We start from the raw sequence: 21,386 nt of genomic DNA, 5'->3' as shown, positions 1-21,386 counted from the left end.
TGAGGTTTTTTTATTTCCGACACTCCAGATATTGCGGATCATCCAGACAACGCAGTCGTCTGATCAGGTCAACAAAATAGGCATCGTAGTAACCAGAATCGACATAGCGGTTACGGATTTTCGCCACCAATGCCTCATAACCCTGTTTCTCAAAACTTGAAATATCCGCCCAGTAATAGGCGGGCAAATGGTTCTCCCACTGCATTGCCTGCGCCGCCAGCACATTGCTATTCTTCACAAACCAGCTTCGGATGTGATGGCCAAAACCTGTGGGATAGCTTTGGGGCCGAATCACGATGTTGATTGCAAAATAGGCAACAGGAAAGTTGACCACCTGTGTTGAAGCACCAAATTCCTTTTTCATGTTATAAGGCAATACGCCATAAGCGGGTGCGGCCAAGATATCAATCTTCTTTTGCTTGAATAAATCCACCGCATTGGAAAAGTCCACATAGACGGGCTGGGCCGATACACTCTGCACCAATGCCTGTTGTGGCGGATTGTTTTCAAGAATCCCGATTCTCTTGTTCTTTAACTGGGAGACCTTGCTGATCTGCTGGGTATTCATCATCATGTAGGCTGTACCAATCGGAATCATACCAAGCACTTCGTAATCCTGCCCCACCATGCGCCTTTCCACATTGGGATGGTTGAACAGTTGCAGTAGCATCCGCGCCACACGATTATTTGAAATTAGGCCAATTCCGCCTGTACTTCCCATAAAACGGTTATAACGGTAAGTATTGAAGTTTGAGGCAACCAGACCCGAGCACTTGCCTTGATCAAATGTCTGAATCGCCTCACTTTCATTGTTAAAGGTTTTAAATTTCAACTGGACCTGACTTTGCTGGGCATACAGGCGAATATCCTGCAACCTGCGACTAATATCCCCCTGAGTCCCCACAGGATCAAACACACACCAGGTCTGTTCACCTGCCCAACTGTTTGTCGCAATCAATCCGAGAAGCATTGTATATATTATTTTTTTCATCGCTGACCTTTGCTCATTTTCCTGCAATCCATGTGCATAATCCAAGCCATCTGGAAGATACACTGACATCTAATGGCAATAAAAGCCATACCCCGAATCAAAACGCTTGCAGTTTAATCGAATTATTCTGGATTGCCATGTGCCGACAAGGCCGCCGCATAGTCATTAAAGCAAATCAAATGGTCAAATTTAAAATCCATTTCCATCAGTCTGGTGGCATAAATGCGTTTCCCTGTAAGCTGTTCAGATAGGAGTCTCAAGGCAGGCAGGCCAAGCTGCTGCTGGAACCAGAGCAGGATTTCATGCATGGGTAAAGGCATGTTATTGGTGACGATATAGCTGGGTTGTGCATTCTCCATATCCACCAGTTGAGCCAAAAACCTTGCCAAATCATCAATGTGAATACGGTTACTCAAGTGAATGGCTGGGTAGGTTGACATTTGCTCAGCCATTCTTTGCAGACGGGCAACCGATGTTCCATAAATCCCTGTTGGACGAACGATGATGCTCTGCTGGGGATAATGCATCTGCCACAACAACTCCATTTTCCGTAATAGCTTGCCCTGCTCATCGGCAGGCTGGATCAATGACTCATCATTAACCATCTCCCCTGCATTTTCACCATACACACGGGTGGATGAAACAATGATGATGCGCTGAACAGGGTGTGACTTTAATGCCTGAACAATCGGTTCAACACTGTCCACGTAGGTATGCTGGTAGGCCTCAGTCCCAGCTTGTGAGGGCGCAAGCAGCACATAGACCACATCAATCGGAGCAAATGCGGTCAGGTCGAGCTGGTGAATATCCTGTATCTCATGTGTCGCGTAACAATCTGTTTTTGCACTGCGACTAATTGTGCTAATGTGGTGACCTTGCTCAAATAAGTGTTTAGCAACACGTTGAGATGTTTTACCATAACCAATAAATAAAATATGCATACATATCCCTGACCAAAGATGAACTCAGTCCAGCAATTACAAGGCGTTGGTGCTGCCGCAGCGACCCTGCTAGAAAAGCTCCACATTTTTAGCACGGATGACCTGCTGTTTCATCTTCCGCGTGACTATGAAGATCGTAGCACGATTATTCCAATGAATCAGTTGGTGGTTGGGCGCAGTTACCTGCTTGAAGGTGAAGTCAGGTCAGTTGATTTTCCGCCTGGCAAAAAGAAGTCGCTTGCAGCATTGCTACAGGATGATTTTGGCAAGGTCACTTTACGTTTTTATCATATTTACAAGGGTCTGACTGACCGTATCAAGATTGGGCAACGCCTGCGGATTTTTGGCGAGGTTCGGGTCGGTGCACGCGGTCTGGAACTTTACCATCCTGAAATTCAGGTGATCCAGCAACATACCGCCTTACCCAAAACCCAGCTTACCGCAATCTACCCAAGTACCGAGGGCCTGACCCAACCCAAACTACGGGAATATGTACGTCAGGCTTTACAACACCATAGTGATGACCTGCCTGAACTACTGCCTAAAAAATACAGTAACGGCTATGAGTTGAAAGAGGCTCTGCATTACATCCATGAGCCGCCAACCGATGCCAATATGTTGCAGCTTAATCAAGGTTCCCATCCTGCACAGCAACGCCTGATTTTTGAGGAGTTGGTTGCCCATCAGGTCAGTTTGTTGACGCGCCGTGCCTATATCCGCCAGATTGCCGCCCCGCGTTTTAACAGTAGCAAGGTTTTGGCAAAGCAATTACTGAATGGCCTGCCATTCCAGATGACCAATGCCCAGAAACGGGTTTCCAAGGAAATATTGCACGACCTCAAACACGATCAGCCAATGTTGCGTCTGGTACAGGGTGATGTAGGGGCAGGTAAAACGCTGGTTGCCGCGGTCGCTGCCTGTCATGCGCTGGAAGCGGACTGGCAGGTGGCCTTAATGGCACCGACGGAGATTCTTGCCGAGCAGCACTACTTAAACTTTAAACGCTGGTTTGAACCGTTGGGCATTGAGGTGGCATGGCTATCAGGCAAGCAGAAAGGCAAGGCACGCGCCCAGGCAGAACAACAGGTCAAGCAGGGTCATGCCCAGTTGATTGTGGGCACCCATGCACTGTTTCAGGACAATGTCGAGTTTTCCAAACTCGGTCTGGTGATTATCGATGAACAACACCGTTTTGGGGTTGATCAACGGCTTGCCTTACGCAACAAAGGTGCAGACCAGTTCACACCCCATCAGTTGGTGATGACTGCAACCCCAATCCCCCGCACGCTGGCCATGAGTGCCTATGGTGATCTGGACACCTCCATGATTGATGAACTTCCACCAGGACGTACCCCCATCCAAACCGTGACCATTCCACTGGATCGGCGTGAGGAGGTTCTGCAACGTATTGCAAAAAATTGTCGTGAAGGCAAGCAGGCCTACTGGGTCTGCACGCTGGTTGAACAATCTGAAACGCTGGATGCCCAGGCGGCCGAGGCCACCTATCAGGAATTTAAGCAACGTTTTCCTGAGCTCAATATTGGGCTGGTGCATGGCAAAATGAAAGCGGATGAAAAACAGTCCGTTATGCAGGCCTTTAAGGACAATGAATTGCAACTGCTGATTGCCACCACAGTGATTGAGGTCGGCGTGGATGTACCCAATGCATCCATCATGGTGATTGAAAATGCAGAACGGCTGGGGCTGTCTCAACTGCATCAGCTCCGCGGTCGGGTGGGTCGTGGCGCAACTGCAAGTTTCTGCGCCCTACTCTATAAAACCCCGTTGTCACAGAATGGACAGGAACGCCTTTCCATTCTACGGGAAAGCAATGACGGCTTTGTGATTGCTGAAAAGGACCTGGAAATTCGTGGCCCAGGTGAATTGCTGGGTACTAAACAGACAGGCGAGATGGGCTTTCGCGTGGCCCGTTTAGAACGTGATGACCATTTGCTCAGCCAGGCGCATTATGTGGCGGCACAAATCCTCAAGGATTACCCACAACATGCTGACGGCCTGCTCAAACGCTGGCTGCCTGAAGCACCAAGATACGCTTATGTTTAAATTACTTGGCAGATCAGCCCAACAGGTTTTTGATTATTTCACTCCATGCAGCCTGTGTGACATTGGCGTAAAACAGCATTTCGGCGTGTGCCAAAGTTGCTGGCAACAACTGCCGTGGTTGAGACAGCACATTACCCGTAACCAGCAACAGGTGTTTGTTGCCTGCCATTATCAATATCCGATTGACCGCATCATTCAACAGTTTAAATATGAGCAAAAACTGCATCATCAACGTTTATTGAATGGCCTGTTGCTACAGCTCAAGCTTCCCAAAGTCCAGGCCATTATACCAATGCCAATTTCCACAGATCGCTTGGCAGAACGCGGTTTTAACCAGAGCCTACTATTGGCTAAAGTGCTGGGGCATAACCTGAATGTTCCTGTCTGGCAGCCTGTACAACGTCTGGCACAACACTCACAAAAAGGCTTTTCACGTCTAGAGAGATTGGAAGATATTGAGCAGCAATTTATTGCCGACCCATCAGGAAAAGTCCGCTATCGAAAGGTGCTGATTGTGGATGATGTGGTGACTACAGGAAGTTCGATTACCGCCTTGTCGAAAGTGCTGGAACAGCTCGGCTGCCAACAGATCCATAGTGTATGTTTGGCAGCCGCACAACATCGCGAGTCTAGCTTACAAGGTTTTGCTGACACCATGGAATCACCACCTCTTTAGTCAGTGGTGCCAATACTGTGGATTGATCATCCAAATTGATCCACTTCATCTCAGCAATTTCAGCCGCAATGTGTGGAACCTGCTTTAATTCAACTGAATAAACATAGCTCACCAGAACATGATCTGGTTCATTTGCCGCCGCGGTTTCAAACTGTCCAATAAACTGTTTAATCTCACATTCACAGCCAATCTCCTCCAAAATCTCACGCTGGATGGTCAATTCAGGTGCTTCGTTCAGTTCCAGTTTTCCACCCACCTGCATAAATGCCTGCGTATTCTGTTTACGCACTAAAAGCAACTGATTCTGCTCATTTAAAATGACAGCGGCAGCCACAGTAATCGTTTTCAATACCCTTTCCTCACACTTAAATTTCAACCAATACATCCATTACACTTAAACTGAAACAACCATAGATTCGGTATTGTCCTGCCCAGCCATGACTCATCTGGACAACGATAATTCTTTAGATCAATAGGACCGTAATCTGGCAGCCTCACACAGAAAACATATATAGAATTCATACAATTAAAGCCGTTTTATATAACTGTCATGCTGCTAAAGTAGACTATGTAACAAGATTTTTAACAAAATAACGTTTAGGCAAGTGTTTTTCAGCCGATCCTTGTCTAAAATACACGCTGACTTTCTATGAAAGCAGAAAGTCTGATATTGACTGCGCGAGGAAAAAAGACATGCTTGAAGCCTTTTATGCCACAGAGCGCGGTAGTCTAGAAGATGCAACCATCAACGGCAGCTTTGATCTGCACCCTGAACTGGTGTGGATTGACCTCATCGCCCCCTCGCAGGAAGAACAACAATGGGTGCTGGATGCCTATGACCGTAACCTGCCCACCTTAAAGTCACTTGAAGACATTTCCTCATCGGCGCGATTTTACCGCGATGACGATGGTATTTTACATATCAGCACCTATTTTTTAACAAAGAATAAAAATTATCAGGTGGATGGAGATGCGGAAGAATCATCCCACATGCTGGCAATGGTGCAAACGGTTGCGTTCATTCTGCATAAAGACCGCCTGTTTACCCTGCGTGGTGAAAAGCTGGTGGCGTTCCGTGCGTTCCGTGCGCGTGCGCGGCGCAATGACTATGACATGGACTATAAAGATCCGACCTGGATTTTATTGGGCCTGCTTGAGGCAAAGCTGGATGAACTTGCGGATATCCTCGAAGATATCCACAAAGACTTGGAAAGATACTCAACCGAAGTGTTGAATAACCATCACCGTGAAAAGGTGCTGGATCTGGATGACATGATTACACGCCTGGCACAGCAGGAAGACATGCTCGGAAAAGCCCAGCTGTGTTTGATTGATCTACGTCGGGTACTGACCTTTTTATCTCGTCCACGCGCTTTAGGCAGCCATATTTATGATGCTGACATTCGTGAGTTAAGTGAGGATGTTCGCTCGCTGGTCGAACATGATGCTTTCCTGTTCCAAAAAGTACGCTTCTTGCTGGATACCACCTCTGGATTCATTAACACCGAACAGAACGACACGATTCGTCGATTCTCGATCTTGCCAAGTATGCTTGCGCCGCCGATGCTGATCGCCAGTATTTATGGCATGAACACTGACGTGCTTCCCTTTGCACATGGCAATCTCAGTTTCTGGATAGTCACAGGTATTCTGATGGCATTTCTGGTGTTGCCGATGGTGTATTTCCGCTGGAAAAAATGGATTTAATAAAAAAGCACCTGACGGTGCTTTTTTATTTCTACAAGATTTTGATCAAATTAACTTCAAGTCATCCTGTAGATGGCTGGCCTGGATGATTTTCAGCATCTTCTCAGACACATTTTTAAAATGCAGGCCTTTGTTCTCAGGTGTTTGGCGCAACCATTGCACCAATACAGCCAAAGACAAGGTATTACCATTTTCAAGCTGAGCCAAATCAACAATCAAGGGGAAACCCTTGTGCTGTTGAATATGTTTTAATCCAGCCTGATAAACCTGTTCCGCATTTTCAAAGTTAATCGTCCTGGAAACGACTAACTGCTGGTCAATATACTGAATCACCCGTCACCACCTTATTTTTTGCTTACGGCAGCATCTGCATCTGGTTTAAAGGTTGCAATCGCTTTATTGATATCACCACCATTACGCTGAACAGTTGCCGCAAACTGGTTACGGAACTGTAAACCAAGGTCAATGCCAGACACATTGATATTACGTACTTTCCACTGATCGCCCTTATCGGTTAACTGGAATGACACAGGAATCTTTTCACCATTGTGCAGGAAGTCCAGCGTCACCACAGGGTTTTTACTGTTTGACGCTTTATAAGGGCGCATGGTGTAGCTTTCGTTGGTGTATTTCGCGAAAGCACCACCATAGTTTTCGATGATCACCTCACGGAAGTTTTTCTCAAACTGGGCACGCTGTGCAGCATTGGTATATTGGTTATTGGCATAAGTACCTAACACAATACGTGTAAACGCCTGTGAGTCTACATATGGGTCAAGATTTTGACGAATAATCGTTCTTACCAAAGCTGGGTTATTCTGTAATTTCGCATTATCTGCCTTTAAACGGGTAATCAGCCCATCAGCAACACGCTTGACAAAATCAGGTGGAGTTTCTGTTGGTGCTGCAAATGCTGTGGTTGCAAGCATAGCCGATAATACGCTTGCTGTTAGCGTTTGTTTCAATAATGTGTTCACGGACAATCTCCTAACCTAAATTACTCAGCGAAAGATGGTTCTGCTTCAGCGGCGGCTGGCTGCGAAGTTGAACCCTCTGTTGCGGTTGAGCCAGTTGTGGCTTTACCAGCACCACCTGTAATAAATTTGCTAATTAAATCTTCTAAATCCATTGTACCCTGGGTATTTGAAACCACGTCACCACGTTTAAGGTAGTTCACACCACCACCAGGCACCACTTTCAAATATTTCTCACCCAGAAGACCATTGGTTGCAACCATAATATAAGCATCCTCATCCAGACTGGTGATGGAGGTCATGTTGCGGATGAGTTGCTGTTCCATTTCTTTTTGTTTCGTGGCATCGGCCTGCTCATAGTCAGCGCTGTAGCGCAATTCTTCAAGTGCGTTCTTCTGCACTTCCTTGAGTTGCTCTGGACTAAAGCTGGTCAACTTACCATCAAGGTCAAACTTGACTGTTGCCAGACGCGACACTGGATCAAGGGTAATGGATTCTACACGGCCAATGGTGACACCACTCATGGTTACCTTGGCGCGTGGTTTTAAACCATTCACATTATCAAACTGCGCTGTCATGCTGTAGCTGTCACGTAAATTGGTACCAACTAGGCCACTGACCTTCATCGCAAGAAAAAATAGAGCGATACCGAAGATAATGACAAAAATACCTACGGCCAGCTCACTAGTACGTGATTTCATTAAATCCCTCCGAACATGACCGCAGTCAACACGAAATCAAAACCTAATACACAAAGTGAAGAATATACGACCGTTCTGGTCATGGCAGTCGCGATACCTTCAGGTGTCGGGTCACAGGCATAGCCCTGATAGACCGCTACCCATGTACAAATCAGGGCAAATACAATGCTTTTAATAATGGTGCCATTGAAAATGTCATGCCAGAACTGCACGCTGCTTTGCATGCCACTCCAGAATGAACCTTCATCAGCACCCAAGAAATCAACACCCACCATCTTGCCACCAATAATGCCAATGGTTGCAAAAATCACGGTGAGCATTGGCAAGCTGACAATCCCTGCCCATAAACGTGGAGAAACAATTTGCCGAAGTGGATCAACCCCGATCATTTCCATACTGGCAAGCTGTTCACTCTGCTTCATGGAACCAATTTCAGCGGTCAATGCTGAACCTGCACGGCCTGCGAACAGCAAGGCAGCTACCACAGATGCCAGTTCACGCAGTAATGTCAGTGAAATTGCTGTACCCAGCATCGCCTCACTGCCAAAGGTGACCAGAATGCTATACATCTGCAAGCCAAGAACAGCGCCAATAAACAAGCCTGAAACTGCGATAATCAGCAGGGACATCACCCCAACACGATACATCTGGTACACAAAACGCTGAAAGCCACCTTTGGATGGCATGGAAAATAAAACTTGCAGGAGCATCAGTGCCGCAGCACCAATTCCCTTTATTCGCTCAATAACGAGTCTACCTAGCCAGGCAATCGCATTCATGGACGAACCTCGTTATCTAAATATGCTTGGTGAGTAAATTGATATTCGACAGGTCCCTCAACCGAACCTGTTAAAAACTGGCGCACAAATGGCGATGCGTGATTTTTTAATTGTTCAGGTGAACCTTCACCCTGAATTTTGCCTTCCGCCACCACATAAATATAATCGGCAATCGACAGTGTCTCTGAGACATCATGTGAGACAACAATGGTCGTTAAATCCAACGCTTCGCGCAGGGAACGGATTAAACGGGTAAGCACCCCCATCACAATCGGGTCCTGTCCTGCAAACGGTTCATCATACATGATCAGTTCAGGATCAAGTGCAATGGCACGTGCCAAAGCCACACGTCGGTTCATACCACCCGAAAGCTCAGTTGGCATCAACTGCTCAGCACCACGTAAACCGACTGATTCAAGTTTTAATGCCACCAGTTCTGCAATGAGGTGTTCTGGCAATTTGGTATGTGCACGAATCGGGAATGCCACATTTTCATACACTGACATATCAGTAAACAGCGCACCACTCTGGAATAACATACCCATACGGGCACGCGCAGCAAACAACTCATTGCGTGACATGGATGCAATATTTTTACCATCCAGTAAAACTTCGCCCTGATCAGGACTCAGTTGTCCGCCAATCAAACGCAATAGAGTGGTTTTACCTGTACCTGATGGTCCCATAATGGCAGTAATTTGACCACGTCGAATTTTAAGGCTGATATCGTCATAAATGACGCGTTCTCCTCGATTAAAGCTCAGGTTTTTAACTTCAATTAGGGCTTCGCTATCGAGAGGAGATTTGTTATTCATAATGGCATTCATTCCTGCACTTTTTATGCACGCATACTATACACTGAAAGATTAAATCGTTGTTTTTATTTTGATAAGCGACGTATGAAGATTATTAATTTATGTAGTTATTTTTTGAGACGACCTGACTGGTAGTTTGGCTGGAATTGACATTTAGGGAATCGGCGTGATTGGCATCAAAAAGTGCATAGGCGAAAAACAGGCCATTACACAGCATCAAAATGACAAAAAGGCATGGCAGTCCATCATTGCATATGAAAGACCACATTTGACTCAAAAGACTTTTGTTTTGATTAACCCTTTTCATTTCTTATACAAAATTTGAATTAGCACACATTTTAACAATTTTACCTGACTAATCCCAAATAAAAAAGCCAGTTTTACAACTGGCTTAGTTTTTTCATCGGTTTTTATCGATTAAAAGTCATTTTTGCGACGACGGTCGCCACCGAAAGTTTCCTCACGAGTGCCGCGCGCTGGACGATCTTCACCGCCGAACTTACGTTTTGGACGGTCATCGCCAAAACTGCGCTTTGGACGGTCATCACCGAAACTACGTTTTGGACGGTCACCGAAACCACCCTCGCGTTGTGGACGATCACCAAAATCGCGCTTTGGACGGTCACCGAAGCCACCCTCACGTTGTGGACGATCACCAAAATCACGTTTTGGACGGTCGCCGAAGCCACCCTCACGACGTGGTTTATAGTCTACGCGATTGCCACGGTTGTCATCATTCGCATCAAAACGTGGCTTATCATTGAAACCACCCTCACGACGTGGGCGATCAGAATTGAACTCACGACGTGGATGGTCTTCACCACCAAAGCTACGCTTTGGACGATCATCAAAACCACCCTCACGGCGTGGGCGATCAGAATTGAACTCGCGACGTGGACGGTCTTCAAAACCACCCTCACGACGTGGGCGATCTGAATTGAATTCGCGACGTGGACGGTCTTCACCACCAAACGCTGGACGCTCACCACGAGGTTTGTCATCAAAGCTACGACGTGGACGATCATCACCGCCTTCACGACGCTTGAAGTTACCTTCACCTTCAAAACGACGACCACCGCCGAAACCACCACGGCCACGACCGCCACCATCACGGCCACCGCCATTACCACCGCGGCCACGACCACCACCATCACGACCTGAACGTGCAGGAGGTGGAGATGGCTCTAGACCTTCGATTTCAGATACATTTAAACGCGCATCTAAATAATCTTCCAAGGCACGAATTTTGCCGCGTTCACGGTAAGTCGCCAAGGTAATCGCCTGACCTGAACGGCCCGCACGGCCTGTACGGCCAATACGGTGTACATAGTCTTCATTTTTCATCGGTAAACCGAAGTTAATTACGTGAGAAATGGTTGGTACGTCTAAACCACGCGCCGCAACGTCAGTTGCCACCAGAATTTTTGCACGACCTTCACGAATGCTACGTAAACGACGGTTACGAACGGTTTGTGGCATCGCACCATGTAGCGCAACAACCGAGTGACCTGCTTCAGCCAATTCTTCAGCCAGCATGTCGGTATCTTCTTGCGTGCTTGCAAAAACAACCGCCTGATCAACTGATTCGTCAGACAACCAGTGAGTCAGTAATTTTTTCTTGTGCTCAAAACCATCTGTCCAATGCAATGTTTGAGTTACATCAGTATTAGTACTATGGCCTGTCTCAATCGCAATACGCTCAGGATCGTTCATCATGCGTTCTGCTAAACGGATAATACGGTCCGCAAATGTTGCAGAGAACATGAGTGTTTGATTACGGTTTGCAGCCAGATCACTGATCGCTTCCAAATCTTCAGAGAAGCCAAGGTCTAACATACGGTCAGCTTCGTCAACGATCAATGATTCAACTTTATCAAGTTTCAACTGACGACGATTAACCAAGTCAAGTAAACGGCCTGGGGTTGCAACAATGACTTGTGCACCTTTAAGCTGTTGAATTTGCTTACCAAAAGGCATACCACCCATGATTGCGGCAATACGAACACCTTTCATGTGACGTACAAATGCAATCGCGTCCTGGCTAACCTGTTGAGCCAATTCACGTGTCGGGCATAAAACCAAGATGCTTGGTTGAGTCACTGCTTTCATGCGCTCTTTAAATGGCACAAAAGTTTCCTGACCCGCTAAAGCATTTAATGTCGGGAGTAGGAATGCGGCTGTTTTACCAGAACCAGTCTGGCTTGAAACTAATAAATCTTTACCTGCTAAAGCAGCTGGAATCGCTTGTTCCTGTACAGGTGTCGGGCTAGTAAAGCCTAAACCTTCAAGTGCTTGTTGTAGGGTTTCATGTAAGGAAAATTCGGCAAAAGTTTTGCTCATAGAGAGTTTCACCCTAATGGGTGCTCCATTTTAATAAATACAAAAAATAGACATCGGCAACAAGCGGCAAAGCGACTCAAGCTGAATATAAGTACAATTCAGTGGCAATCCGAATAACGACGATGTGGACTAAACGCACGCTTGATTACTGCCTCAACCTGAAGAATCGCTAAGCGATTTGGGCGCAAGATGTGGTCCTCTCTATGGACAGCGTGCGCATAATATGAATAGAACTGAATGTTCAGGTAATGAACTGGAATTTAAGTGCGTGCGCGGATTATAGCAGAATAATTTTAAAAGTCACCTTTTTTAATAGGTTTTCGTAATTCGATAACAATTCTTTGCTAAAGCCATTCTTCCAGTTCCCTACTATTTTTTTAAATTATACTTATATAACAATAGGTAGCAAGCCATCTGAGAATATATAGCCTGCGATTATTTCCCTTATTTCAGACACAATAATATCTGGCACCTCATTCGTTAAAACAATTTGACAATCCAATCTGACATACAGTTGAAATCGTGTTCTGATCTTCAACTCTTCCTTTTTCCAAGAAGCATTCAAATACGTCCGAGTCATCTGCCTTGTAAGAATTTCCTGAACACATTTTTCCAGTTCCAATGAGGGTAACAATAAAAAGGTGAATTTATGCTTCTCTATTTCATTCTTTATTTTTATATAGTCTTGATGAGTATCCTCTGAATAAGTCATAAATCCTGAAGAGCATACAATAATTATTATTTCTTGATTTTCAGATTTTTGTTGTAATTCTAAAAATAATTGCACATTTCGAGCCGCATATTGCGGATAGCCATATTCTGCAATGTACTGTGCGATATTGCTTTCGACCTGCATAAAATATTCGTCTAAATCATAGCATCCACATCCTAATTGCGATGCCAACAACTTTGCCGTGGTTGTTTTTCCCGCACCGCCTGGACCAATAAAATAGATCAACAATTCATTTAACCTTGTTTTTATCATTTCATATAAAAAGGCCCTCAAAATATTGAGGGCTTTTTTAGAAATCTACAAATTATTTTGCAGCTTCGCCCCAAGCTGGAACGACCGCCTGCATCAAAGGTTTTAACATTTTAAGCGAACAGGCAAGCACCTGACCATTGTCCAATGAATCATTGCCACCACGTGCATCGACTACGACACCACCCGCTTCCTTAATAATCAACTCACCCGCGGCAATATCCCATGGCTTCAAGCCAAGCTCGAAGAAACCATCAAAACGACCCGCAGCCACATAAGCTAAGTCCAGTGCGGCAGAACCACCACGACGGATTTGCGCACCTGATTTGGTTACAGCCAATAATGAAGCGAAATGCTGTTCTGCATAAGAAACAATTTCACCATTACGTTTTGCACGGTAAGGATGACCAACAGCAAGGAAAGTATTTTCCAAAGAATCTTTTACATTGACACGAATACGGCGCTGGTTCATCACTGCGCCACGGCCACGGCTGGCAGAGAACAATTCATCACGCACTGGATCATAGATCACACCGTGTTGAGTTACGCCTTTATGTTGTACCGCAATTGAGATACAGAAATGTGGAAAACCATGAATAAAGTTTTGTGTGCCATCTAGGGGATCAATCACCCAGCACCAGTCTGCATCGTGACCTTTACCTTCCTGCATACCAAACTCTTCACCAAGGAAGCTGTGGTTTTTATAGCTTTTACGGAGGGTATCAATGGTAAGTTGTTCGATGTAACGGTCAACACGCGTTACTGGACCATCAATGCCTTTTTCTTCAACTTGTAAATCGAGTTTATGACGATTTTGATGTGCCTTTAAAAGCTCTTGACCAACTGTTTGAGCCGCACGCGCAGCCATAACCACCATAGGTTCCATTGAACACCCACTACAAATTTGAAGATTTTGACAAAGAATAATGCATAAAAGCGCTCATATTCTATCAAATATAAGCGCTTTTAGGGAAAAAATGTTGCGAAAAATTATTTCCACATTCACATGGTTTGTTGATTAAAACCATGCCTTTTGAATTGAGGCTAAAATACCCTGACTATCCAGACCACAGTCCGCCAGCATTTGCTGGTGTGTCGCCTGATGTAAAAATGCATCTGGCAAACCAAGGTTCAAGATAGGTTTCACAATTCTCGCCTGCGCCAGAAATTCATTCACCGCACTGCCCGCACCCGCCATCACTGCATGTTCTTCCACCGTAACAAAAAGGTTGGTCTTTTCAGCAAGCTCACGAATGATTTGTTCATCCAGTGGTTTCACAAAACGCATGTTCACCACACGCACACCAACTGCATATTGATTGGCAAACTGCGCTGCGGCATCAACTGAAGCTGCCACACGGCTACCAAAGGCGAGAATACTGATCTGTTGTTCAACATCCTGATTAAATTCAGCAACGATTTCAGCTTTACCAATCTCCAAAGCAGTCATCTGTTGTTGAATTTCAACACCTGTTCCTACACCTCTTGGATAGCGTACTGCTGTTGGCCCTTTGTAGTGGTAGGCAGTATGCAGCATTTGACGGCATTCATTTTCGTCTTTCGGTGCCATGATCACCATATTTGGAATTGTACGCATATAGGCATAGTCATAGGCACCCGCATGGGTTGGGCCATCCTCGCCAACCAAGCCTGCACGGTCAATACCGAAAGTCACATCCAGATTCTGTAACGCAACATCATGGATCAACTGGTCATAGCCACGCTGCAAAAAGGTTGAGTAAATCGCTACAACAGGCTTTAAACCCTCGCAGGCCATACCTGCTGCCAGCGTAACCGCATGTTGCTCCGCAATCGCCACATCAAAGAAGCGTTCAGGATATTGCTGTGCGAATTGCACCATGCCTGAACCTTCGCACATGGCTGGGGTAATCGCCAGTAAAAGATCATCCTGCGCTGCTTCATCACAGAGCCATTGCCCAAACACATCCGAATATTTTGGCGCTGCTTTTGAAGAAGAAGTTTTCGCTGGCGCACAAGCTACGGGCGCAATTTTGGTAATGGCATGATAGGTAATTGGGTCTGCTTCTGCAGGGGCAAAGCCCTTGCCTTTTTTGGTATAGACATGCACCAGACGTGGACCCTTACGTTTTTTCAGGGCATGGAAAACCTGTACCAACTGCTCCACATCATGACCATCAAACGGCCCAAAATAATCGAAACCAATCGCTTTAAACAGATTATCCGCAGCATCTGTTGCCGACTGGTGCAGACGTGAGTTATAGGTCCATTTTGGATGTGGCTGAACATAGGCTTCACCCTGTTCATTGACATTAATCAACTGACCTGTTTCCCAAATCGCCGCCAAGTGCTTGGCAAAGCCGCCTGTACTGCACGAGATCGACATATCATTGTCATTCAGTACCACGATCAGGTCGGCATCATGGGCAACCGCATCATTCATGGCTTCAAAGGCCATACCTGCGGTCATTGCACCATCACCTACAATGGCAACCACATCACATAGGTCTTTTTGGTAGCGACGCGCAAGTGCCATACCAAGACCAGCAGAAATTGCTGTTGATGAATGGCCTACCCCAAAGGTATCAAACTCGGATTCTTCACGGGCAGGAAATGCAGCCAAACCATCTTTGGCACGAATCGTGGTGATTCTGTCACGGCGACCTGTCAACACCTTATGTGGATAAGCCTGATGCCCCACATCCCAAACCAGACGATCCTGGGGTGTGTTAAAGCAATAATGCAGGGCAACCGTCAGTTCAACCACTCCCAGATTTGCACCAAAATGGCCACCGCTTTGTCCTGCCGCATACAGAATATATTGACGCAACTCATCCGCCACTTGTGGGAGCAGGCCTTGTTCGAGCTGACGTAACTGTTGTGGATGATCAATTCCATCTAACAATGGCGTAACAGGACGTTGAGTTGGAATTTCGGTATACAACATAATGTGGCGAAGCCTTTTTAAGCCTGGCAAATCCGAAGCTGGGTTAAATGGGGGCAATCATACAATTAAATATGATCTACCTTCAATCAGCCACATGGGCGAATGATGTCGTGCTAAACATTCTCATGCCAGTCTCAGGGACTGGCTGGCAGATTATCCTGAATTATGTCACTGTTTATCAACCATTATTGTGTGCTTTGTATGAAAAAGAAAAACTTATGTGAAAAATCAGAAATTCCAATTCACGCAATCTTCACACATTAAGCTATACTTTGACTGTTTTTTATTATCATAGTGAGCGTTCTGTGCCAATTGAATTTGTTGCAACATCAAGGCTACCAACCGCTTTTGGTGACTTCAATATTTCCGTGTTTCAAGACCCAGCAACTGGCGAAGAGCATGTGGCGCTTTCCAAAGGACTAGAAACTGCACCAAATCAGCCCGTACTCGTGCGTATCCATTCTGAATGTTTGACTGGTGATGCCTTTGCCTCATTGAAGTGCGACTGTGGACCTCAACTGCAAGCCACACAACGACTGATCAATGAAGCGGGTCAGGGTGTGATTTTATATTTGCGTCAGGAAGGCCGTGGGATTGGCCTGACCAATAAAATTCGTGCCTATGCCCTACAGGATCAGGGACACGATACGGTCGATGCCAACCTGCTGTTGAACTTGCCTGCCGATGCCCGCCGTTACGATATGTGCAGCATTATGCTGGATCATTTGCAAGTCAAAGAAGTGAAGTTGATCACCAACAATCCTTTAAAATTAAAGGCATTGACTGATCTTGGCATTAATGTAGTGGAGCGTGTTCCACTTACAGTGGGTCGTAATCCATTCAATGAACATTATTTAAAAACCAAACGTGAACGGATGGATCACCTATATAAAAAAGATGACTTTTAACATAACCACAGGGACTCTGAGCAATGAAATTTATAAGAGTTTTATTACTCACTGCTATACCATTACTCAGTACATCTTATATCCAAGCGACAAATCATCCATTGGACAAGAATATGCTTCCAACTACAGCAAATATCATTCAGCAATTAGAACAATTCAAAAAACAAGATCACTTTATTGGTGATAACATTTTATATACGGGTGTTCAAGATCAGCAGCTTAAAGATCAGCTCAATCAACAAATTGCTGATACAGCACAACAGTTTATAAAACATTATGAAAATTCAGCGCCACCAACAAAAGCACAACTACTCCAAACACTCTCTGCAGGAATTCATCAGATTAACCCTGATCATTTAGATACCGAAGATAGAGAGCAAGTTGCGACAACTTTTGAACAATTTTTAGATATTCTAGGTCTAGAAAGTTCTGAAGGGATTCTCAATACTTGGATGTATGGTGAAGAGGTTAATGATTTGATTGAACAAAATAGCAAACCATTCAATACGCCTTAATTCAAAACCAAACGTGAACGGATGGATCACCTATATAAAAAAGATGACTTCTGATTCATTTTTTCAAAATGTTTAAAAATAAGGCAATTAAGGGATTTTTATGTTAAAAGGTAAAAATCCCTTACTTTTTTTATGGATTTTATGTTTTGATATAAGCAATTCCTAGATCACTTTAAGAGGATCATCATGCAGCATCCAACTTCAGTTGATATTCAACGTGTTCGTGAGTTTTTACTCGACCTACAGGCACGGATTTGTGCAGGACTAGAACAGCAGGAACGTGCAGGCGGTGGAACCGCTGAGTTTATCATTGATGATTGGCAACGAACTGAAGGCGGCGGTGGCCGCTCCCGTGTTCTGCAAAATGGTGAAGTGATTGAAAAAGGTGGGGTCATGTTCTCCCACATCAATATCAGCAAGCTGCCTGCTTCCGCAACTGAACGCCATCCGCAGATTGCGGGCGCAAAGGCTCAGGCTTTGGGTGTGTCGCTGGTGATTCACCCTAAAAACCCGAATATTCCAACTTCACATGCCAATGTCCGTTTATTTGTGGCTGAACCTGAGGGACAGGACCCAGTGTGGTGGTTTGGTGGCGGTTTTGACTTAACCCCGTTCTATCCAGATGATCAGGATATTTTAGACTGGCATCAAACTGCCTATGACTTATGTCAGCCATTTGGTGAAACTGTTTATGCCGAGCATAAACAATGGTGTGATGATTATTTCTACTTAAAACACCGTGATGAACAGCGTGGCGTGGGTGGTTTGTTCTTTGATGATCTCAATCAATGGGATTTTGAAACCTGTTTTCAATATATGCAAGCCGTAGGTAATGGTTATTTAGCAGCAATCCTGCCAATTTTTGAAAAGCATCGTGAGCAGCTATATACCGAAGCTCAGCGCGAGTTCCAGTTGTATCGTCGTGGCCGTTATGTTGAATATAACTTGGTGTATGACCGTGGCACCTTGTTTGGCTTACAGACAGGTGGACGTATTGAATCCATTTTAGTGAGTTTACCGAATCTCGCAGGCTGGTCGTATCGTCCTGAATGGGATGAAAACTCACCTGAAAAACGACTCACTGATTATTATTTAAAACCAAGAGACTGGTTGGGTTTAGAGAAATAAAAATAAAGAATTAAAGCCAAAGCAATGATCAGCTTTGGCTTTTTTACTTAATTTAAACACATCCGATACTCAATAATCCCAGGCTTTTCGGCAATCCAGTCATAGAGTTTTTGTGCGGTATAGTTGGTTTCCTGTGTATGCCAATATAGGCGGTCACACTGCTGTAAAATGGACTGCTGCTGAACATATTCAATTAAATGCTTGCCAACATGCTGCCCCCGCACCTCTGGTGAAACAAATAAATCCTCTAAATAACAATAGTTTTGCTCAGCCCAAGTTGAACGGTGAATGACATAATGTACAAAACCCAACACCTGTTCACCTCGTTTGGCAACGGCGCAATAAACTGGCTCAGCTTCATCAAAAAAGCGTTGCCATGTGGTTTGTGTGGTGGAACTGGCAAGTGCCACTTTATAAAAATTCTGATACGCCAGCCAATAGGGTATCCACTGCTGATAATCCTGTTGCTGGACAGGGATAACCTGTATTTCCTGAGTCTGCATCCTGACACTCCGTCATCTTTCGTTATGGAAGATCAAAGTGTAGTGTTGAGAGTGGTATCATCATAAGATACAGTTATTATAATTTTTAAAGTACCAGTTGATTATGGCGATTTCGTCCTCTGCCTATTTTCCCCACTTGATTTTACCAAAAGGTTCCATCAGGGATGGATTATATGAGGTGCTCAGGGATGCCATTTTAGATGGTCGTTTATCTGCTGGCACAAAACTGCCCTCAAGCCGAGTTTTGGCAGAAATGATGTCCATTTCCCGTAATTCCGTATTGTCAGCTTTAGACCGACTACTGGATGAGGGTTATTTATTTACCAAACCAAGCTCAGGAACCTATGTGTCAGAAACCATTCCTGACCAGTTGATCCAAGCGCAAACCCAACAGCATCTTCATCTATCAACCAAAACTGAAACGCTGAATGTAAATCCCCACCTTGCCCAACATTTAGCTTGCTGGCAAAAACAGCAGTTACCACAAGGTAAACGCACCTTTCATGTTGGCGTGGGTTGCGTGGATTTATTTCCACATCAACTTTGGGGAAAACTGCTTGGGCGGGCATGGCGGCAATCCTATCATCAGATTGGACAGGCCCATGATTCAAAAGGCTACCTGCCTTTAAGACAGGCTATATGCCAATATGTACGCTCTACACGTGGACTCAATTGTACTGAACAACAAATTTTGATTGTGAACGGGACACAACAGGCCATTCATTTAACCGCTTATGCGCTATTACAGGCACAGGATCAGGTATGTCTGGATGAGCCAGGCTATGATGCCGCATTAGCCGTTTTTCGTAGTTTCGGAACAACAGTTCATCCAGTTTGTAGTGATGAGGAGGGAATGAAAGTTCCCGACATCACCCAGCATTATGCCCAAGCCAAACTGGTTTACACCGCACCCTCACATCAATTTCCACTGGGTGGCACACTCAGTTTAACTCGGCGTTTGGCATTGTTGGATTGGGCGGCCCAGCAACAAAAATGGATTTTTGAAGATGACTACAACAGTGAGTTTCGTTATGGCACTCGACCTATTCAAGCCTTACAGGGTCTGGACCAACAGCAACGTGTAATTTATTCAGGCACATTTTCCAAAATGATGTTTCCTGAATTTCGCTTAGGTTTTATGGTGATTCCCGAGTCTCTCATTGACCTATTCAGTTTGGCAAAAAGTCATATTGATACTCGCAGTTCTTATCTGGAACAGGTTGTTTTGAGCTTGTTTATTCAAGAGGGACATTATGCGCGGCATGTGCGAAAGGTTCGTAAAGCCTGTTATGAGCGTCAGCAAGCGCTGATTCACGCAATTGAAACCCACCTCTCAGAAGTCCTAACCATTGAGGTAACAGATTCAGGGATTCATTTGGTCTGTTGGCTGAAAGATTCATGGACAGAGCAGGATTTCACTGCTCAATGTAGCAAACTAGGACTGGCTGTCCAGCCTTTATCCCGCTACTGTCAAACTTCATTTCAAAGGGCAGGTGTGCTATTTGGATATGCCGCACATACGGTTGATGAAATTATGGAAAATATCCAAAAGTTAGCAACTGAGATTAAAAATCACTCATGCTAATTGCGATCATTTCCACAACTTTATACACTGCCCCTATTTTCTTTATTTATCATTTTCGCCATGACCAAACAATTTGCTGTAATTGGAAATCCAATTGAACAATCCCGCTCACCAGAATTACATCATGCATTCGCAGCAAAAACGGGCGTTGATTTAAATTATAAAAAAATTCTTGCACCGCTGGATGGCTTTGAAAATACGGCAAAGGATTTTTTTGCGCAAGGCGGTGCTGGAATGAATGTGACTGTTCCCTTTAAAGAGCAGGCATTTGCCTTATGTGATCAACTGACTGAACGCGCTAAAATTGCCAAAGCTGTGAATACCTTATGGATGCAGGATGGTAAACTTTATGGTGACAATACCGACGGACAAGGTTTGGTTGCCGCCATTCAGGCTCTGGGCTGGGATCTTGCAAATAGCCGTATTTTAATTTTAGGTGCAGGCGGTGCAACTCGTGGTGTGATCTATCCACTGGTGCAGGCAGGTGCAAAACAAATCGTGATTGCCAACCGTACCCTCGCCCGTGCAGAACAACTGGTTGAAGATTTAAAAGAGGCTGTACCACAGGCAGAATTACAGGCGATAGGGCTGGATCAACTTTCTGGTGAGTTTGATTTTGTAATTAATGCCACTTCTGCAAGTTTAACGGGCGATGCATTACAACTGCCAGAAACCCTACTTTTCCATCATGCCTATGAAATGGCTTATGGCAAACCCTCCAGCTTTCTGGATCAGGCTCAGGCACGTCAGGTTCCATCCACCGATGGCTTTGGTATGCTGGTTGGACAGGCAATTGAGGCCTTTTCAATCTGGAATGGAGTCAAACCTGAACTCAAAGATTTTTTATAATT

21 protein-coding genes are annotated in these 21,386 nt (G+C 45.0%); 8 read left to right on the top strand and 13 right to left on the bottom strand.

Annotation, left to right across the window (positions count from 1 at the left end; translation table 11 throughout):
- Positions 1 to 10: 10 nt before the first annotated feature.
- Both QLH32_RS12995 and QLH32_RS12990 read right to left on the bottom strand, forming a co-directional pair.
- The gene (locus tag QLH32_RS12995) at positions 11 to 991 is read right to left on the bottom strand and encodes a putative solute-binding protein (protein WP_283266558.1); all 981 of its coding nucleotides are present in this window, start codon (positions 989 to 991) and stop codon (positions 11 to 13) included.
- A 122-nt stretch (positions 992 to 1,113) separates the two neighbouring features.
- Positions 1,114 to 1,932, bottom strand: coding sequence for an NAD(P)H-binding protein (locus tag QLH32_RS12990; RefSeq protein WP_283266557.1), 819 nt, complete (start codon positions 1,930 to 1,932; stop codon positions 1,114 to 1,116).
- A gap of 18 nt (positions 1,933 to 1,950) precedes the next feature.
- On the opposite strand from QLH32_RS12990, the gene recG reads away from it, so the two are divergent.
- Together recG and QLH32_RS12980 are read left to right on the top strand one after the other, a co-directional pair.
- Entirely contained in the window at positions 1,951 to 3,996 is a 2,046-nt protein-coding gene (recG, locus tag QLH32_RS12985; RefSeq protein ID WP_283266556.1) for an ATP-dependent DNA helicase RecG, read from the top strand.
- Positions 3,989 to 4,672 carry a ComF family protein gene (locus tag QLH32_RS12980; RefSeq protein ID WP_283266555.1) on the top strand — a complete coding sequence of 228 codons (684 nt, stop codon included), beginning with the start codon at positions 3,989 to 3,991 and terminating at the stop codon, positions 4,670 to 4,672. The genes recG and QLH32_RS12980 overlap by 8 nt, the downstream gene beginning before the upstream one ends.
- On the opposite strand, the gene QLH32_RS12975 is transcribed toward QLH32_RS12980, so the two are convergent.
- The gene (locus QLH32_RS12975) at positions 4,626 to 5,021 is read right to left on the bottom strand and encodes an NUDIX hydrolase (protein ID WP_283266554.1); all 396 of its coding nucleotides are present in this window, start codon (positions 5,019 to 5,021) and stop codon (positions 4,626 to 4,628) included. The genes QLH32_RS12980 and QLH32_RS12975 overlap by 47 nt on opposite strands.
- 344 nt (positions 5,022 to 5,365) lie before the next feature.
- Between QLH32_RS12975 and QLH32_RS12970 the strand changes: the two genes are divergently transcribed.
- Entirely contained in the window at positions 5,366 to 6,379 is a 1,014-nt protein-coding gene (locus tag QLH32_RS12970) for a CorA family divalent cation transporter (RefSeq protein ID WP_267980685.1), read from the top strand.
- Positions 6,380 to 6,424: 45 nt separating this feature from the next.
- On the opposite strand, the gene QLH32_RS12965 is transcribed toward QLH32_RS12970, so the two are convergent.
- The 9 genes from QLH32_RS12965 to dxs all read right to left on the bottom strand — a co-directional run bounded on the left by QLH32_RS12965 (position 6,425) and on the right by dxs (position 15,896).
- Entirely contained in the window at positions 6,425 to 6,712 is a 288-nt protein-coding gene (locus QLH32_RS12965; RefSeq protein ID WP_283266553.1) for an STAS domain-containing protein, read from the bottom strand.
- Between the two features lie 11 nt (positions 6,713 to 6,723).
- Entirely contained in the window at positions 6,724 to 7,356 is a 633-nt protein-coding gene (locus tag QLH32_RS12960) for an MlaC/ttg2D family ABC transporter substrate-binding protein (protein WP_279958618.1), read from the bottom strand.
- Positions 7,357 to 7,376: 20 nt separating this feature from the next.
- The gene (gene mlaD, locus QLH32_RS12955; protein WP_283266552.1) at positions 7,377 to 8,054 is read right to left on the bottom strand and encodes an outer membrane lipid asymmetry maintenance protein MlaD; all 678 of its coding nucleotides are present in this window, start codon (positions 8,052 to 8,054) and stop codon (positions 7,377 to 7,379) included.
- Positions 8,054 to 8,833: a lipid asymmetry maintenance ABC transporter permease subunit MlaE gene (gene mlaE / locus QLH32_RS12950; protein ID WP_004678635.1), complete on the bottom strand. Its 780-nt coding sequence runs from the start codon at positions 8,831 to 8,833 to the stop codon at positions 8,054 to 8,056. The genes mlaD and mlaE overlap by 1 nt, the downstream gene beginning before the upstream one ends.
- Entirely contained in the window at positions 8,830 to 9,648 is an 819-nt protein-coding gene (locus tag QLH32_RS12945; RefSeq protein WP_279958620.1) for an ABC transporter ATP-binding protein, read from the bottom strand. Before QLH32_RS12945 ends, mlaE begins: the two co-directional genes overlap by 4 nt.
- Before the next feature lie 417 nt (positions 9,649 to 10,065).
- Positions 10,066 to 11,988 carry a DEAD/DEAH box helicase gene (locus tag QLH32_RS12940; RefSeq protein ID WP_283266551.1) on the bottom strand — a complete coding sequence of 641 codons (1,923 nt, stop codon included), beginning with the start codon at positions 11,986 to 11,988 and terminating at the stop codon, positions 10,066 to 10,068.
- Positions 11,989 to 12,376: 388 nt separating this feature from the next.
- Positions 12,377 to 12,949 carry a shikimate kinase gene (locus QLH32_RS12935; RefSeq protein ID WP_283266550.1) on the bottom strand — a complete coding sequence of 191 codons (573 nt, stop codon included), beginning with the start codon at positions 12,947 to 12,949 and terminating at the stop codon, positions 12,377 to 12,379.
- A 76-nt stretch (positions 12,950 to 13,025) separates the two neighbouring features.
- On the bottom strand, positions 13,026 to 13,856 hold the full coding sequence (locus QLH32_RS12930) for an inositol monophosphatase family protein (RefSeq protein WP_283266549.1): 831 nt from the start codon (positions 13,854 to 13,856) through the stop codon (positions 13,026 to 13,028).
- Positions 13,857 to 13,988: 132 nt separating this feature from the next.
- Positions 13,989 to 15,896 (bottom strand): 1-deoxy-D-xylulose-5-phosphate synthase, encoded by a 1,908-nt coding sequence (gene dxs / locus QLH32_RS12925; RefSeq protein WP_283266548.1) that lies wholly within the window; start codon positions 15,894 to 15,896, stop codon positions 13,989 to 13,991.
- A 305-nt stretch (positions 15,897 to 16,201) separates the two neighbouring features.
- Between dxs and ribA the strand changes: the two genes are divergently transcribed.
- From ribA to hemF, 3 genes are all read left to right on the top strand, one after another.
- Positions 16,202 to 16,804: a GTP cyclohydrolase II gene (gene ribA / locus QLH32_RS12920; RefSeq protein ID WP_283266547.1), complete on the top strand. Its 603-nt coding sequence runs from the start codon at positions 16,202 to 16,204 to the stop codon at positions 16,802 to 16,804.
- 23 nt (positions 16,805 to 16,827) lie between these two features.
- On the top strand, positions 16,828 to 17,319 hold the full coding sequence (locus QLH32_RS12915) for a DUF4844 domain-containing protein (RefSeq protein WP_283266546.1): 492 nt from the start codon (positions 16,828 to 16,830) through the stop codon (positions 17,317 to 17,319).
- A gap of 186 nt (positions 17,320 to 17,505) precedes the next feature.
- Entirely contained in the window at positions 17,506 to 18,447 is a 942-nt protein-coding gene (gene hemF, locus QLH32_RS12910; RefSeq protein ID WP_283266545.1) for an oxygen-dependent coproporphyrinogen oxidase, read from the top strand.
- A gap of 47 nt (positions 18,448 to 18,494) precedes the next feature.
- On the opposite strand, the gene QLH32_RS12905 is transcribed toward hemF, so the two are convergent.
- The gene (locus QLH32_RS12905; RefSeq protein ID WP_283266544.1) at positions 18,495 to 18,950 is read right to left on the bottom strand and encodes a GNAT family N-acetyltransferase; all 456 of its coding nucleotides are present in this window, start codon (positions 18,948 to 18,950) and stop codon (positions 18,495 to 18,497) included.
- 103 nt (positions 18,951 to 19,053) lie between these two features.
- Here QLH32_RS12905 and pdxR point away from each other — a divergent pair, with 103 nt between their 5' ends.
- Both pdxR and aroE read left to right on the top strand, forming a co-directional pair.
- Entirely contained in the window at positions 19,054 to 20,535 is a 1,482-nt protein-coding gene (gene pdxR, locus QLH32_RS12900) for a MocR-like pyridoxine biosynthesis transcription factor PdxR (RefSeq protein WP_283266543.1), read from the top strand.
- 60 nt (positions 20,536 to 20,595) lie between these two features.
- On the top strand, positions 20,596 to 21,384 hold the full coding sequence (gene aroE / locus QLH32_RS12895) for a shikimate dehydrogenase (protein ID WP_283266542.1): 789 nt from the start codon (positions 20,596 to 20,598) through the stop codon (positions 21,382 to 21,384).
- Positions 21,385 to 21,386 lie beyond the last annotated feature (2 nt).

The organism is Acinetobacter corruptisaponis, assembly GCF_030053775.1.
Lineage (GTDB): Bacteria > Pseudomonadota > Gammaproteobacteria > Pseudomonadales > Moraxellaceae > Acinetobacter > Acinetobacter corruptisaponis.
This window is presented reverse-complemented; position numbering and strand designations above follow the sequence as displayed.

Excerpts from the sequence above, each read along its gene's own strand:
- QLH32_RS12990 (WP_283266557.1), bottom strand. The coding sequence starts at position 1,932 with ATGCATATTTTATTTATTGGTTATGGTAAAACATCTCAACGTGTTGCT.
- hemF (WP_283266545.1), top strand. The coding sequence starts at position 17,506 with ATGCAGCATCCAACTTCAGTTGATATTCAACGTGTTCGTGAGTTTTTA.
- aroE (WP_283266542.1), top strand. The coding sequence starts at position 20,596 with ATGACCAAACAATTTGCTGTAATTGGAAATCCAATTGAACAATCCCGC.
- QLH32_RS12970 (WP_267980685.1), top strand. The coding sequence starts at position 5,366 with ATGCTTGAAGCCTTTTATGCCACAGAGCGCGGTAGTCTAGAAGATGCA.
- QLH32_RS12930 (WP_283266549.1), bottom strand. The coding sequence starts at position 13,856 with ATGGAACCTATGGTGGTTATGGCTGCGCGTGCGGCTCAAACAGTTGGT.
- QLH32_RS12905 (WP_283266544.1), bottom strand. The coding sequence starts at position 18,950 with ATGCAGACTCAGGAAATACAGGTTATCCCTGTCCAGCAACAGGATTAT.
- mlaD (WP_283266552.1), bottom strand. The coding sequence starts at position 8,054 with ATGAAATCACGTACTAGTGAGCTGGCCGTAGGTATTTTTGTCATTATC.
- dxs (WP_283266548.1), bottom strand. The coding sequence starts at position 15,896 with ATGTTGTATACCGAAATTCCAACTCAACGTCCTGTTACGCCATTGTTA.
- pdxR (WP_283266543.1), top strand. The coding sequence starts at position 19,054 with ATGGCGATTTCGTCCTCTGCCTATTTTCCCCACTTGATTTTACCAAAA.
- QLH32_RS12915 (WP_283266546.1), top strand. The coding sequence starts at position 16,828 with ATGAAATTTATAAGAGTTTTATTACTCACTGCTATACCATTACTCAGT.
- QLH32_RS12945 (WP_279958620.1), bottom strand. The coding sequence starts at position 9,648 with ATGAATAACAAATCTCCTCTCGATAGCGAAGCCCTAATTGAAGTTAAA.
- recG (WP_283266556.1), top strand. The coding sequence starts at position 1,951 with ATGAACTCAGTCCAGCAATTACAAGGCGTTGGTGCTGCCGCAGCGACC.
- QLH32_RS12940 (WP_283266551.1), bottom strand. The coding sequence starts at position 11,988 with ATGAGCAAAACTTTTGCCGAATTTTCCTTACATGAAACCCTACAACAA.
- QLH32_RS12980 (WP_283266555.1), top strand. The coding sequence starts at position 3,989 with ATGTTTAAATTACTTGGCAGATCAGCCCAACAGGTTTTTGATTATTTC.
- mlaE (WP_004678635.1), bottom strand. The coding sequence starts at position 8,833 with ATGAATGCGATTGCCTGGCTAGGTAGACTCGTTATTGAGCGAATAAAG.
- QLH32_RS12995 (WP_283266558.1), bottom strand. The coding sequence starts at position 991 with ATGAAAAAAATAATATATACAATGCTTCTCGGATTGATTGCGACAAAC.